This window comes from Nocardioides sp. PD653-B2 (assembly GCF_002117935.1).
Classification (GTDB): domain Bacteria; phylum Actinomycetota; class Actinomycetes; order Propionibacteriales; family Nocardioidaceae; genus Nocardioides.
On record NZ_BDJE01000047.1, the window covers coordinates 56828 to 70667 of the forward strand.

Annotated in this window: 16 protein-coding genes; 9 read left to right on the forward strand and 7 right to left on the reverse strand. The window is 68.9% G+C overall.

The annotated features are described in order from the left end of the window. Nucleotides 1–29: 29 nt before the first annotated feature. Together PD653B2_RS19615 and PD653B2_RS19620 are read left to right on the forward strand one after the other, a co-directional pair. The gene (locus tag PD653B2_RS19615; RefSeq protein ID WP_085874103.1) at nt 30–1607 is read left to right on the forward strand and encodes a phospholipase D family protein; all 1578 of its coding nucleotides are present in this window, start codon (nt 30–32) and stop codon (nt 1605–1607) included. 401 nt (nt 1608–2008) lie between these two features. Further along, on the forward strand, nt 2009–2755 hold the full coding sequence (locus tag PD653B2_RS19620) for a hypothetical protein (protein WP_133058998.1): 747 nt from the start codon (nt 2009–2011) through the stop codon (nt 2753–2755). A 211-nt stretch (nt 2756–2966) separates the two neighbouring features. On the opposite strand, the gene PD653B2_RS19625 is transcribed toward PD653B2_RS19620, so the two are convergent. Next, nucleotides 2967–3299: a hypothetical protein gene (locus PD653B2_RS19625; RefSeq protein WP_133058997.1), complete on the reverse strand. Its 333-nt coding sequence runs from the start codon at nt 3297–3299 to the stop codon at nt 2967–2969. 586 nt (nt 3300–3885) lie between these two features. Here PD653B2_RS19625 and PD653B2_RS19630 point away from each other — a divergent pair. Beyond that, a complete protein-coding gene (locus PD653B2_RS19630; protein WP_085874106.1) occupies nt 3886–4167 on the forward strand; it encodes a hypothetical protein in 282 nt (93 codons plus the stop codon). A 224-nt stretch (nt 4168–4391) separates the two neighbouring features. Beyond that, nucleotides 4392–5033 carry a hypothetical protein gene (locus tag PD653B2_RS19635; protein ID WP_133058996.1) on the forward strand — a complete coding sequence of 214 codons (642 nt, stop codon included), beginning with the start codon at nt 4392–4394 and terminating at the stop codon, nt 5031–5033. 326 nt (nt 5034–5359) lie between these two features. Here the strand turns inward: PD653B2_RS19635 and PD653B2_RS19640 are convergent, their stop codons facing one another. Both PD653B2_RS19640 and PD653B2_RS19645 read right to left on the reverse strand, forming a co-directional pair. Next, nucleotides 5360–5791 (reverse strand): ImmA/IrrE family metallo-endopeptidase, encoded by a 432-nt coding sequence (locus tag PD653B2_RS19640; protein WP_207568283.1) that lies wholly within the window; start codon nt 5789–5791, stop codon nt 5360–5362. Between the two features lie 150 nt (nt 5792–5941). After that, the gene (locus PD653B2_RS19645; protein ID WP_085874109.1) at nt 5942–6325 is read right to left on the reverse strand and encodes a hypothetical protein; all 384 of its coding nucleotides are present in this window, start codon (nt 6323–6325) and stop codon (nt 5942–5944) included. Nucleotides 6326–6464: 139 nt separating this feature from the next. On the opposite strand from PD653B2_RS19645, the gene PD653B2_RS19650 reads away from it, so the two are divergent. From PD653B2_RS19650 to PD653B2_RS19660, 3 genes are read left to right on the forward strand one after another with little or no spacing between them, the layout of a single operon-like run. Continuing rightward, nucleotides 6465–6770: a multiubiquitin domain-containing protein gene (locus tag PD653B2_RS19650; RefSeq protein ID WP_085874110.1), complete on the forward strand. Its 306-nt coding sequence runs from the start codon at nt 6465–6467 to the stop codon at nt 6768–6770. Beyond that, a complete protein-coding gene (locus tag PD653B2_RS19655; protein WP_085874111.1) occupies nt 6745–7932 on the forward strand; it encodes a ThiF family adenylyltransferase in 1188 nt (395 codons plus the stop codon). Before PD653B2_RS19650 ends, PD653B2_RS19655 begins: the two co-directional genes overlap by 26 nt. Continuing rightward, the gene (locus PD653B2_RS19660) at nt 7916–8371 is read left to right on the forward strand and encodes a DUF6527 family protein (RefSeq protein WP_085874112.1); all 456 of its coding nucleotides are present in this window, start codon (nt 7916–7918) and stop codon (nt 8369–8371) included. The genes PD653B2_RS19655 and PD653B2_RS19660 overlap by 17 nt, the downstream gene beginning before the upstream one ends. A gap of 218 nt (nt 8372–8589) precedes the next feature. On the opposite strand, the gene PD653B2_RS19665 is transcribed toward PD653B2_RS19660, so the two are convergent. From PD653B2_RS19665 to PD653B2_RS19680, 4 genes are all read right to left on the reverse strand, one after another. Further along, nucleotides 8590–9579: a quinone oxidoreductase family protein gene (locus tag PD653B2_RS19665; RefSeq protein ID WP_085874113.1), complete on the reverse strand. Its 990-nt coding sequence runs from the start codon at nt 9577–9579 to the stop codon at nt 8590–8592. Further along, on the reverse strand, nt 9576–10388 hold the full coding sequence (locus PD653B2_RS19670) for a citryl-CoA lyase (RefSeq protein WP_085874114.1): 813 nt from the start codon (nt 10386–10388) through the stop codon (nt 9576–9578). The genes PD653B2_RS19665 and PD653B2_RS19670 overlap by 4 nt, the downstream gene beginning before the upstream one ends. Beyond that, nucleotides 10385–11551, reverse strand: a complete 1167-nt coding sequence (locus tag PD653B2_RS19675; protein WP_085874115.1) for a CaiB/BaiF CoA transferase family protein — start codon at nt 11549–11551, stop codon at nt 10385–10387. Before PD653B2_RS19675 ends, PD653B2_RS19670 begins: the two co-directional genes overlap by 4 nt. Before the next feature lie 76 nt (nt 11552–11627). Continuing rightward, nucleotides 11628–12431 carry an IclR family transcriptional regulator domain-containing protein gene (locus tag PD653B2_RS19680; protein ID WP_085874116.1) on the reverse strand — a complete coding sequence of 268 codons (804 nt, stop codon included), beginning with the start codon at nt 12429–12431 and terminating at the stop codon, nt 11628–11630. Nucleotides 12432–12614: 183 nt separating this feature from the next. Between PD653B2_RS19680 and PD653B2_RS19685 the strand changes: the two genes are divergently transcribed. Together PD653B2_RS19685 and PD653B2_RS19690 are read left to right on the forward strand one after the other, a co-directional pair. After that, nucleotides 12615–13475: an extradiol ring-cleavage dioxygenase gene (locus PD653B2_RS19685; RefSeq protein WP_085874117.1), complete on the forward strand. Its 861-nt coding sequence runs from the start codon at nt 12615–12617 to the stop codon at nt 13473–13475. Further along, on the forward strand, nt 13472–13834 hold the full coding sequence (locus PD653B2_RS19690) for a hypothetical protein (protein WP_085874118.1): 363 nt from the start codon (nt 13472–13474) through the stop codon (nt 13832–13834). The genes PD653B2_RS19685 and PD653B2_RS19690 overlap by 4 nt, the downstream gene beginning before the upstream one ends. Nucleotides 13835–13840: the final 6 nt, after the last annotated feature.

Here is a 13840-nt window from a genome sequence, read left to right on the forward strand (position 1 = left end):
ACGGGGACCATGTGAGGCACACTCACGGTGTGCTCGACGACGTGAGCGGTTGGCTCCTGACCCAGCAGGAGCGCGGCAACCCCACGACCCGTCTCGACGACGTCCACCCGCCGGGGGTCGCGTGGTCGGAGGGCAACCTGGTCCGGCCGCTGGTGCACGGAGCGTCGTACTTCGCCGAGCTGTTCGACCGGATCGAGGCCACGCGCGCGGGCGACCTGGTCCTCTTCACCGACTGGCAGGGCGACGCCGACGAGCAGCTGACCGGCCGGCCGGGCAGCGAGGTGGTCGAGGTGCTGGGCCGCGCCGACGAGCGCGGCGTCGACGTACGCGGCCTGGTGTGGCGCTCCCACACCAGCGCGATCGGCTTCACCTCCGATGAGAACCTCCGGCTCGGCCGCGCCCTGCAGCGGCGGGGCGCGGAGGCGATCTTGGACATGCGGGTGCGGACCGGCGGGTCGCACCACCAGAAGCTGGTGGTGATCCGGCACCGCGACGACCCGAGCCGGGACATCGCCTACGTCGGCGGGATCGACCTGTGCCACTCGCGTCGCGACGACCGCGCCCACGGCGGCGACCCGCAGGCCCTCGACTCCATGGCGGAGGAGTACGGCGACACGCCACCCTGGCACGACCTCCAGGCGGCCATCAGCGGCCCCGCGGTCCACGACGTCGAGACCGTGTTCCGGGAGCGCTGGGAGGACCCCACCACTCTCACGCGGAGCCCGATCATCCTGGTGCGCGACCGGCTGCGTGGCCTCGACACCACCCCCGACCCGCTCCCCGAGCAGACGCCCCCACCACCGGCGGTCGCGGGCGGGACCCACGTGGTGCAGCTGCTCCGCACCTACCCCGACCTCCGCCGCGGCCGCGACTACGCGTTCGCCCGCGGCGGCGAGCGCAGCGTGGCCCGCGGCTACACCAAGGCGGTGGGGCGGGCCCGCCGGTTGATCTACGTCGAGGACCAGTACCTCTGGGGCAACCAGGTGGGCAACGTCTTCACCGAGGCGCTGCGCAACCACCCCGACCTGCACGTCATCGCCGTGGTCCCGCTGCACCCCGACGTGGAGGGATTCAGCCGCACCGCGCAGCTCGTCGGGCGGCGTCGGGCGATGCTCGACATGATGCGAGCGGCGCCGGACCGGGTCGCGGTCTACGGGCTGGAGAACGACGCGGGCACCCCGATCTACGTCCACGCCAAGACCTGCCTGATCGACGACACCTGGGCGAGCATCGGCTCGGACAACTTCAACCGCCGGTCGTGGACCCACGACTCGGAGCTGTCCGCCGTCGTGATCGACACCGCCGAGACCTACGCCCGCACCCTGCGTCTGGAGCTGGCCGCCGAGCACCTCGACCGCGACCCCGACGACGCGATGGCCGACTGCGTCGAGCCCGCAGGCATGTTCGCGGCGTACGCCGAGTGCGCCGCCGCCCTCGACGCCTGGCACGCCGCGGGCCGACCGGGGCCGCGCCCGCCGGGCCGCCTCCGCCGGCTCTCCCCGCCCGACGTCGGACCGCTGACGCGCCTGCTCGCCCGCCCGTTCTACCAGCTCGTGCACGACCCGGACGGGCGCCCGAAGGACCTGCGACGGGCCGACGAGTTCTGACGCGAGACCGTTGACGGTGGAAGCTGCGCGCCGCTGGGCGTGTGGCAGCTGCGGGAAACCTGCCCCGCCTGTCATGCGCGGTTAGTGGAGCGCCACCTCCTTCGCGGCGGAACGACGTGGTCAGGCAGCTCGAAGAGATCAAATCTTGGATCAAGGGGCTTGATGCCAACGACGAAACGATGGAGCTCGGCTGATTTGCGACGTCACCCGCGGCAGCGACCGGGCGGTCATCGCCATCAGGATGCGACCCGCCGAAGACCCGGCTGACAGACGGGGCTATGACGTGACCGGACGGTAGAGGCGGATAGCGCATTCCGCAGGTGGGGCCGATGCTGGCTTGATTGAGGTCAAGCCTGCAGCCGTCCGAATTGCCAACATTCGTTCTGCGGAACACTGTGCCCATGGATCAGGGGACTTCACCTCACGACCAGCGGATGATCCTGGAGGAGTTGCTTGACCTCTGCGAGGTCAGTCTTGCGACATCGACCGATAGCGCGGTTCTCGCCGTCATCCACTCCTGGTTCGTCCAGACGATCGACACGGTAAGAGGCGCCCTCATCGTGCATGACGCCGGGCTAGCCAGCACGACAAGTCCCCTGGTGCGTGCGGCGATCGAGTACGCAGTTGGGATGCACTGGCTCCGTCAGGTCTGGGACGCGGGCCTTGGTGGGCTACACAACTCACATCAGCGGTGGGCGAGGAACCTCAAACGAGCACTCGCGACAGCCGAGGCGCAAGACCTGTATCCGGATGATCCAAAGTGGCCCGCTGCGTGGGCTGAGCTCATCGCCGAGATCGAAGCGAGACCTCCTGCGCCGCAGGTGAAGGGGGGCGGGAACATCGCAGAGAGGTTCGAGGTCACCGAGCTAGCCCACGTTTACGTGGCGTGGCTCAGTGAGACCTCCTTGAGCCACGCCACCCAAGCCTCCGCGACCCCGTACCTGGAACAGATCGAGGGTGTCTACAAACTCTCCCGAACCCCCCATGCGTCGCGCGGTGAGTCCTTGGAAGGAAGGTGCTTTGTCGCGCTTGGTATCGCGCTTCATGCGATCGCAGAAGCCTTGAACTCGGACTCACTGCGGACAACGCTGACGGATATCGAAGACCGCTTCGCGGCCGCTTCCGTGGTCGGCATGGAAGGGACGTAGTGGGCGCCTGTCGCGGGCGGAAACACGCACATCGCGGCAGATCAGTATTCATCGCGATAGGTCCAGGAGGTAGTCAACCTGCTGCTGGGAACGCTTCGTGCAACCTGGAAGGCCGGACCTGCAGAGTGAGGTGGGGGTGGTGTGGCTGCCGCTGACGAGGTACTTAGCGGTGCCCCCGGTTGCAGGACCGGAGGCACCGTCATCTCTATACCTAGAAGAGATGGGGTTCGTCGCCTTCGAGGGAGGCGTACAGCTCTTCGGCTGCGGCCCACATGCTGCTGACGGTCGCGACGTACGCACGGGTGCGGTCGGTGGGGGCGGTGACGGCGTCGATGATGAGGCCGCACTCGTAGAGGTCCTTCAGCGGCTTCTGCACGGAGCTGGAGTTACGGGCGCCGATCCAGTCGGATACGTCTCCGAGGTTGAAGGCCTGGTCGCGGTGGCGGGCGACGAACAGGAGCACGGAGAGCTTGTGGTCCTGGCCGAGCATGCGTCGCGACAGGTCACGTACGTCTGCTCGGTCGAACAAGCTTGCTTCGGGCACAGTTAACGAGCCTACGTGATGCACGGTACACGATACGCGAAACGCGTATCACGTATCATCGGCGTGTCTCACACCATTCGGGTGCTCGGCGGGGTGTTATAACAGCCATGGCGTCGCGGCGGTCCGACCGTTTCGCACTGCAGGTCTGTGCCGAAGCCGGGGCGGGTATCGCCCGCTGTTGTCGGCGTGTCGCGCCAGATATGACGATCCTTGGTCGATCATGTGAACTTTTGTGCAGATCTGGCTCTTCGAGGGTCGGTGAGCGTAGTGTCGGGCGGGTCCGCAGGCTTCCAAACGCTCTCAATGGGGGGCCCGCAGGCGTCGACCAAGTTGAGCACCTTCGCTGCCGCGCGAACAGGACCCGGGCTTTCGGCTCGAGGGGTTCCCCGCAGGCGGGGGTCTCTCCAAGCGCGGACGAGGTGACGGTATGAGCGAAGAGCAGCTCAGTCCCGGGCGCCCTCGAAGCGTCATCTTCTATGGATGCAGCGACTTTCCGACCGCAGCGCCTGGTGGGTCGCACCCGTTGATGGACCTGAGTATCCCGGACGGCCAAGCAGAACCAGAGCATCTTCAGTACAGGGCCTGGGTGACCATCCCGGTCGACGTGCCGGCCGGGGTGTCGGTCCTCGGCGTGGTCAAGGCCGTGAACAACAAGTTGGCCGGGCGGGACCCCCTGACGTTCGTGAAGCCCGACAGCGATGCGGTGATCACGAACTTCTCGATCTATGACGTCGGCGTCAGTTGCCGTCGCGAGGTGGACGAGTTCGCCACCTCCTTGAACGAGGTCCTTCGCCCGATGACGGTGAGCGACCCCAACGTCCAGTACCACTTCGCCGGCACCCCGATCGAGGTCCACCTGAGGCACTAACACCTTCACGCAGAAGAAAATTCACCCCGTTCCCGAGATTTGTGGGCGGGGTCGTGGCAATTCCTCGGACCTCCAACTACCTTATGGTTAAGGAGGCTGGTATGAGCGCCGAGAACTCACCAAGTGGAGGCCGCGGCTCCCAGCCTGTCTGGATGGACCTGGCCCTCGAGTTCATCGAAGCGGTCGCTCCCCGCCTCACCGACGAGCTCCTCTGGTCGTTCCAGATGGCCAACGCCGACCTGACGAACGCGAACCTCGATGCGCTCGACGCTGACGAGTTGCTTTCGCGCGCCGGCAAGCTAATGGGCACGGGACGCGCCCTCGGCATCCTGGATGACGCGGACGAGACCCTCTACGCCCGCATGACCGCTGCGCTCGTCGACCATGCGCTCAAGCACTCCCGGCCGAACGGGGCCGAAAACCCCGATGACGGCCCGCAGACCGCCGCCGACCGCCTCGGCGAGGCCCTCGGTGAGATGCGGAAGCGCGCGGTCGATGACGGCGACGGTCTCCCTGACGGTGACAGCGAGCCTCCCGCTCACAAGCGGGACCCGTCCAGTTCTTTCATCAACGCCTCCGGCAACGCCGGGGGCGTTGCTTTTGATAGGCCCGTGTGGACCACCGCGCACGGTGCACCGTTCCCGAAGACGGTCGAGGCGATCGCCCGACGTATCGACGACGAGCGGCTGGCCTACCTGCTCACGCAGTACCAGATCGCGAACCTGAACACGTGGTTGCAGTGGGAACGGGTGGGCATCATTCTCGCCACCGTCGACGCGTGGCGCCGATGGCTCACCACCGCCGGTCACGCCGAGGTCCTCGACCGGTTCAACGAGGAAGCGCCGGACTACCGGACCTGCATCTGACCTGGTGCTCGTCGGTGTCGAGCCCGGTCAAGGTTGAACCGCGAGTCGGCCACGAGCTGCCCCGCGCGGGTTATGGAGATGCCGGTGACCTCCGCGACGGCGCGGTGGCTCATGCCACCTCGGGACAACGCGACGACTGCTCGGATGCGGCAGAGCGCGACGTGTTCGGTTTCTGCGCCGCGAAGTCGCTGACCGCCTGCCCTGGTTCAGGTCCTCAGGGAACTTGCGAGGCACGACTCTTCGACGCGGCGGTCGGAGACGCTGACTTTGGCACGTTGCGTTCCGGTGGTCACCTCGGACGAGGAGTAGCGGATCGCCCGGCGCGCTCAGGTGCGGGAGTACTTCTTCGCGGCGCGCGCAGCGATGACCCGGGCGCCGTACATCCGCATCTGAGCGAACTGCTCGCTGACGTTGAACGTTCGGGCGACCTTCGCGTTGTCCCACCCCGCGTACGCCGCCTTGCGGGCACCCTCGTCCGGTACCAGCAGCTCACCGGAGATGAACGCGGCCTGCTTCTCTAGGGCCGGGTCGAACTGCTCCTTGTGGTCCTCGCCGAGGATGACGCTGTCGAATGGGTGCTCCAGGAGGTGGTGGCCCATCTCGTGTGCGATGTTCGACCGACGCCGCACCTCCAGGTGCGACTCGTTCTCCACGATCACCCGCGCGGTACCCAGCGGCACCAGGGCCGCGGACCAGTCACGGGCGCCAGCGGCGTGGAAGTGGTCCCTGGTCTCGGGGTCCAGACCGTGGTCGAGCAAGTCGGTCAGGGTGTAGGTAGGGATGCCGTGAGCCTCAGCGAGCTCGTACGGGTCCAACGGATCGAACGGATCGAGGCCGAGCTCGTCACGTTCCTCTTTGGCGACCTCACGCATACGCGCCTGGGTCCACCCCTTCTTCGCGCTCACGGATCAGTGGCCACCCTGGGTGCGCTCGGACTCGAACCGACGCAACGTGGCCTCGATGACGTCCTCCAAGTACGAACGGTTCTTGTCCGGCAGATCCGGCCTCGCTCGAAGCAAAGCAGTCAACTCCGACATCAGGGGCGCCGGGTCACCGGTCGCTGGGGCGTCGTCGCCGGCCAGGTAGAACTTCTCCGCGTCCATCCGCAGCCAGGTGGTCATTGCCGCGAACGCGTTCACGTCCGGCTTTAGGCCCTGCTGCATCCGCGAGATCGTCGACGCGTTCACGCCGATCTCCTTCGCTAACCCCCTCCACGACAGATCTGCATCCTCGCGGGCCTTATCCAGCGCGGCGTGCAGCGTCTTCACGTCAACGGTCGGGCCGGTGTTCATCGGTGCCCCGAGAAGTAAGTGGTGCTTGAAGAGTCGAGCATGTGTGATACGTTAGCATTGCTCGAAACTTCGAGCAGTAAGATAAAATCGCAACACCAGCAGGAACTCCGTACGCACCGACAAAGGAGGGGCCGCCGCGATGACCGCGACCGCAACCGAGAAGCACACCGACGACAACGACAACAATGGGAACAAGGGTCACCCGACCAAGACGTTCACCCTCATCATCAACACCCGCAAGACCGACTGGAACAAGGAGCAGATCTCCTACGAGGACCTCGTGCAGATCCGCTTCCCCGGCAAGGTCCTCGACGAGACCGAAGAGGTCACCATCGCCTACACCCGTGGCCCGAAGGAGAACCGCGAGGGCTCTCTCACTGCCGGCCGCTCGGTGTACGTCAAGAACCAGATGACGTTCGATGTCTACCTCACGATCCGTTCCTGACCCGGACCTGGGTCGCCTCCTGGACGACGGCTACGACGTCGTCGTCCAGGCGGGCCACCTGGTGATCCGGCACATCCCGTACGTGACCGCCGACCGTGAAGTGCGCCTCGGGTTCCTCACCTACCCCGTGACCGTCTCCGGCGACCGGATCGTGTCCGACACCGACCACCGCATCTGGTTCGGCGGCGACACTATCCCCTGCAACGAGCACGGCCACCAGATCAGCTGCGCCAACCCCGAGGAGCGGATCGTCTCCGAGAACTTCCGCGCCAGCTTCATGCTCTCGTCCAAGCCAGGCCCCAACGGGTATCCCAGCGAGTACGAGAAGGTCGTCGCGTACGCCCGGATCCTGTCCCACCCGGCCGCCGCGATCGACCCGACCGCGACCGCCACTCCCGGTGCCGCTTGGCAGGAAGTCGAAGACGACCTCCCGTTCGTCTACCGCGACACCGCGGCCACCCGGGCCGGCATCGCATCGCTGTACAAGGTATTCCGCGGCCAGCGGATCGGCATGGTCGGCCTCGGCGGCTCCGGAGGCTACATCCTCGACCAGGTCGCCAAGACCCCCGTCGACGCGATCGCGTGCTTCGACGGCGACACCTTCGACAACCACAACGCGTTCCGCGCACCCAGCGCGGCCACGCTCGACAAGCTCCGCGAGCGGCCCAACAAGGCCGAGTACTTCGCTGAGCTCTACTCCAATATGCACACCGGGATCACCGCGCACCCGGAGTACATCGATGAGACCAACCTCCACCTGCTCGACGCGTTCACGTTCGTGTTCATCTCCATGGACGACACCAAGGCGAAGATCCCGATCATCAACTACCTCGTCGAGCACAACATCCCGTTCATCGACGTCGGGATGGGCGTCGAGGAGATCGATGGCAAGCTCTCCGGCCTGTTGCGCGTCACCCTCGGTCTCCCCGACACGACCCCCACCCGAGAGTCGGTCCCCGAGACCGACGACCCGGATCTCGACGACTATGACCGCAACATCCAGATCGCCGACCTTAATGCGCTCAACGCGATCCTCGGTGTCATCACCTGGAAGCGACACCTCGGGCTCTACGCCGACGGCGCCCGTGAAACCTTCTTCACCTACTCCCTTTTCACCAACCACATCACCCACCAGGACACCGTCCATGACGACGAAGACTGACCAATACAAGCCGGAGTTCATCGAGTCCTTCCCGGACTCGATGAACCCCGGCGTCCTGTACATCTCCATCGAGTACGGAACCTGCGGACATCTCTGCGCTTGCGGCTGCGGCAACGAAGTCATCACCCCGCTCGGCCCTGCTCAGTGGTCGCTCACCTACGACGGCCGCAACGCCTCACTCCGACCCTCCATCGGAAACTGGAGCTTGCCCTGCAAGTCGCACTACATCGTCGACCGCGGGGGAGTCGTCCGTTGGGCCCGCACCTTCACCGACCGCGAGATCGCCCGCAACCGCGACCGCGACCGCGCATTCTTCGCTCGCGGCGACGACGACCGCACCTACGACGACTGGCCGCCCGCCCGCTGTGATCCGGGCGACGACGTCGACCAGCCGACCGGCTGGTTGCGGCCGTTCCTGGGGCGTGGCGGCGACCACTGACCCCGCGGGCGGCTAGACGGGCGGGGCCGGTTCGCAACGGCCCGGCCCTGTCCGCTGCGGACCGCGGCGCGCTGATGCTCGACGCCGCGTGCTCGTACTTCTGCTCGACGCCGCGTCATTCTGGGCGGTAGGTCGCCCGCGCGACGCCACATCCGAGTCGAGCCCGAACGCCTCGACAGTGAAACGGGATCTCACCTGCTGCGTTGCGAGATACCAGGTCAGGCGAAGCTGACGACGTAGCGCCGCTCGTTGGTGCCGTCGGCCTGGGACTGCCAGGCGGCCGGCAGGCCGTCGAGGGGGACGACGTCGTGCTCGACCGACAGATCGCCGGCGGCTGCGTGGTCCAGGAGGGCGTCGAGGGCGCCCCTGCGCAGGTCCGGGGTGAGCGCGTTGTTGGTGTAGCCGAGGATGCTCTGGCTGCCGCCGCGCAGCGTCGCCGACGAGTACGTCGCGGTCGCGCCGGCCGAGCTGCCCAGGTTGACCAGGCGCCCGTGCGGGGCCAGGCAGAGGGCGGCGGCGGTGCCGGGGATGCCGCAGAGCGGGTCGATGACCAGGTCGACGCTCCCGCCGACCGAGCGGCGGATGCGGGCGGCGAGCTCGTCGGCGTCGTCGTCGCGCAGCCGGGTGACGGAGTCGGCGCCCGCGGCCGACGCGGTCCGGGCGGCGCGGTCGGAGCGGCAGACGGCGTGGACGCTGCCGGCGCCGAGGAGCCGCGCGGCCTGCACCGCGACCTGCCCGACGACGCCGCCGGCGCCGAGCACGAGGACGGTCTCGCCCGCGACCAGGCGGCCGCGCCAGGTGAGGGACATCCAGGCGGCGACCGCGGAGAGCCCGAGGGCGGCGACCACGGTGTCAGGCACGTCCGCGGCCAGCGGCACCAGGTCGGCGTCGGCGACCAGCACCCGCTCGGCCAGGCTGCCGTCGCCCGGGGCCATGCCGGCCGAGGTCGGGAACCACACGCGGGTCCCCGGCGCGTGCTCCGGCGAGCTGACCACGGTCCCGACGCCCTGGACCCCCGGCACGTAGGGGAGCGCCGGCTCGCCGAAGTACGACGTGCCGCTCGCGCACAGCACGTCGAGCGGGGTGATCGGGGCGGCGGTGGTCGCGACCACGGCGGTGCCCGGCCCGGCGACCGGGGCCGTGGTGCGGACGAGCTCGGGAGCGGCGCCGTGCCGGGTGACGTGGACGCCGCGCACCTGGTTGCTCACTCCGGGGAGTCCGACGGGTCGACGTAGACCGCGTTGCGGTCGACCGTCATGTAGATGTCGTTGGCGATCGGGCGGCGGATCTCCTCGGCGATGTGACCGAGCAGCCCGGCGCACCGGGCCAGCAGCACCGTGCCGCGCAGCAGCTCCAGTGGCAGCCCGAGGTCGGCCAGCGCGGCCCCGCTGACACCGGCGCCGTTGAGCGGCAGCGTCTTGCCGAGCACCTCGTGGTGGGTGCGGCCGATGGCCTCGAAGAGCGCGAGGTGCGGGCCGTAGAGCCCTTCCTCGTGGGCGATCTGCACCAGCCGCGGGGTCCGCGGGTCGCCGTCCTTGTGGACCGGGTGGCCCAGGCCCGGGACGAACTTCCCCGCCTCGCGCTGCCGTCGTACGGCGGCGAGACCGACCTCGTCCCAGCCGGCCTCGTCGGTGGGCAGCCCGGCCAGGCCGGCGAGCACCCCGGCCAGGAAGCGACCGGTGTCCTCGGTGACGCCGAGGAAGCGGGAGCCGCCGCCCAGCAGGCCGGCGGCCAGCGCGCCCTGGATCGCGTCCGGGGCGCTGAGGTAGGTCAGGCGCGCGGCGATCGCGGTCGGCGTGAAGCCGTGGTCGGCCAGCCCGATCAGGACCGCCTCGAAGAGGCGGGACTGCTGCGGGGTGGGCTTCTCCAGCGTCAGCAACCAGTAGGCGAGCTCGCCGAAGGACACCGTGCCCATCAGGTCGGCGGCCAGGTCCTGGCCGAGCAGCGTGATGGTGGTGCCCTCCGAGGTGCCCAGGGAGGTGGGGAACTGCGGCGTCGGCGACGACGGGGTGGTCATGCGTTCTCCTTCGGGATGCCGAGCCAGGCGCGCACCTCGGCGCCGTGCTCGTCGAGGCCGGGCGGGGGCAGGTCGTAACGGGCCGGGCTGGCGCTGAAGCGGATCGGGTTGCGGATGGTGGGCACGCCGCCCACCTCCACGACCGGGTCGAGCCCGAGCCGCTCGGCCAGCTCGACGCCGCCGCGCACGTCGTTGATCGGTCCACACGGGATGCCCGCCTCCGAGAGCGTCTCGAACCATTCCTGCGCGCTGCGCTCGGCGAGCCGCTCGAGCAGCAGCGGGCGCAGCTCCTCGCGGTGCTCGTTGCGCTCCCCGACGGTCGCGAAGCGCGGGTCGTCGGCCAGCTCGGGTGCGCCGATCGCCGCGGCCAGCTTGCGGAACTGGCCGTCGTTGCCGGCCACCACGATCAGGTCGCCGTCGCCGGTGGCGAGCGGCTCGTAGGGGAAGAGGCTCAGGTGGGCGTTGCCCATCCGCTGCGGCACGACCCCGCCCGCGACGTACGCCGAGGTCTGGTTGACCAGCGTCGACATCGCGGTCGAGAGCAGGTTGGTCTCCACGTGCTGGCCCTCGCCGGTGGCGTCGCGGTGCCGCAGCGCGGCCAGGATGCCGATCACCGACTGCAGCCCGGTCATCACGTCGAAGACCGAGATGCCGGCCCGGTACGGCGGACCGTCGGGCCCGCCGGTCAGGCTCATCAGCCCGGACATGCCCTGCACCAGCAGGTCGTAGCCCGGCAGCGAGGCGCCGCCCTCGGCGCCGAAGCCGCTGATCGAGCAGTAGACGACCCGCTCGTTGAGCGCCCGCACCCCGTCGTAGCCGAGACCGAACCGGTCCAGGCCGCCCGGCTTGAAGTTGTGGATGAAGACGTCCGCGCGGGCGGCGAGGGCGCGGGCGACCTCGAGGTCGTCCGCGTCCTTGAGGTCGAGCGCGATCGAGCGCTTGTTGCGGTTGACGGCGAGGTAGTAGGTGCCGGTGTCGCCCCGGCGCGGCGGGACCCAGTGGCGGGTGTCGTCACCGGCGGGGCTCTCGACCTTGACCACCTCGGCGCCCAGGTCGGCCAGCAGCATGGTCGCGTAGGGCCCGGCCAGCACCCGCGAGAAGTCGGCGACGACCAGGCCCGCCAGGGGGCCGTCGGGCGTCGGCGAGGTGCCGGTCTCCGTCATCTACTACTCCTGTGACCACTAGGCGGACATCTGTCCGTCAATCTGACCGTGGCCCGGCGCCGCTGTCAAGGCGCCGTCAGGTGACCGGGGCGTCGGCGTGCGGCCTCGACTGCCACAGCGCCCAGTCGGCCGACACCTCGCCGGCGGCGCGCAGCAGCAGGGGAAGGTGGTGTCCGGTGAGCGTCTCGAGGCTCGTCTCGGCGGCGTGCACGGTGACGTTCATCGCGGCCCGGACGGTGCCGGTGGCGTCGCGCACCGGGACGGCGATCGAGCGCACGCCGCGGGCCAGCTCCTCGTCTGCGACCGCCCACCCGCGCGCCCGGACGACGCGCAGCTCGTCGAGCACCTCCTCGACCGCGGGGGCTGCGACGACCAGCCCCGAACGGGTCGGCTCCGCGAGCGCCGCCCGGACCCCGTCGTCGTCGAGGCCGGCGAGCAGCACCTTGCCCTGGGAGGTGACGGACGCGGGGAAGCGGGTGCCGATGTCGACGCGCAGCGCGATGATCTTGGGCACCGCCACCCGGGCGACGTAGACGATGTCGGAGCCGTCGAGCTGCGCCATCGACGACGACTCGTGGGTCTGCGCGACCAGCGCCTCGAGGTGCGGCCGGGCCACGTCCCACAGCCCGAGCGACCCGACGTACGACATGCCCAGGCGCAGCACCCGGGCGGTCAGCTCGAAGCCGTCGGCCGTGGCCCGCACGTAGCCGAGCTCGGCCAGCGTCAGCAGCAGGCGCCGCGCCGTGGGCCGGGCGAGCCCGGTCTCGGCGGCGACCTCGCTGAGGCTCATCGAGCCGCGGTGCGCCTCGAAGCAGCAGAGGACGTCGATCCCGCGGGCCAGGGCCTCGACGAAGTCCGGACCCGTGCCACGTCCCGCCATGCCGGCTCCTCTCGGGTGGGTGCGCCCCGATCGTGCCACAACGGACACCCGACCGGGCGGATCCACCGGCTGGTCGACGGACCCTTGACAGTGACCGCGACCACACGGCAATGTTTGAAGCCAGCCACGATACGGACCGATGTCCGCGAATGTGCGTGGCGCCCTGACCCCGGAGGTGTACGCGTGGCGAAGCTGGTGGCGATCCTGGCGACCACCCATCACCCGTTCTTCTACAAGACCAGCCGGCTCGCTCCCGAGGAGGCGCCGCCGTTCGCGGCCGAGTGGGTGCGCAAGGTCGAGGCCTACCGGGAGACCCTGACCCGGGCCCGCCCCGACGTCTTGGTGATGGTCGGCTCCGACCACTTCCACCAGCTCTGGCTCGACAACATGCCGCAGTTCCTCGTCGGGAAGGCGCCGTTCTACGACGCCAACTACTACAACGAGGAGCGCGAGTTCGGGCTGCCGCGGCTGCTGCTCAAGGGCCACGAGGAGCTCTCGTCGTACATCCTGCGCGAGGGGATCGACCGCGAGTTCGACCTCGCGTTCAGCAACGAGCTGCGGGTGGACCACTCGATCACCTGCCCGATCATCACCGTGCGTCCGCAGAACGACCTGCCGGTGGTGCCGATCTACACCAACATCTTCGCGCCACCGCTGCCGCGCCCCGAGCGCTTCGTCAAGCTGGGGCAGACGATCCGCGAGATCATCGACGCCTGGCCCAGTGACCTCCGGGTCGCCGTGATCGGCACCGGCCACCTCTCGCTCGAGCTCGGCGGCCCGCGCCAGTTCGGCGCCCACGGGCCCGACCCCGAGTTCGACGCCAAGGCCGTCGAGTGGATCGCGAACGGTGACATCGACGGCTGCCTGGCCAACGTCACCCTCGACAGCCTGCACGCGCCGGGCAACGCCACCCACGGCTTCATGGACTTCATGCTGATGATGGGCATCGCCGGGCACCGGAAGGCCGACTACGCCGACCACCTCGACCTGTTCCACACCATGGAGGCCTACTTCACCTGGTACCCGGACGGAGTCGAAGCGTGAGCAAGTACCTCGTCAACAAGTTCCTCTTCACCGTCGACCGCGACCCCGAGCTCGTCGAGCGCTACCGCGAGGACCCGGCCGGCACGGTGGCCTGGTGGGAGCAGGAGCAGGCCAACCTGCTGCTCAACTGCATCGCCGGCGAGGCGACCACCTGGCTCGAGTTCACCGACGAGGAGCGCCGGGCCCTGGCCGGGCACGACCATGTGGCGCTCTTCGAGATGGGCGCCCACCCGTTCCTGACCCTCACGTTGTGGATCGCCATGTTCGAGCGCGACCACGACGAGCCGCTCGCCATGCAGCTCGACTACGCCCACAAGCTCAGCCACATGTCGCTGCCCTACCCGGACATCACCACGTGAGCCCCG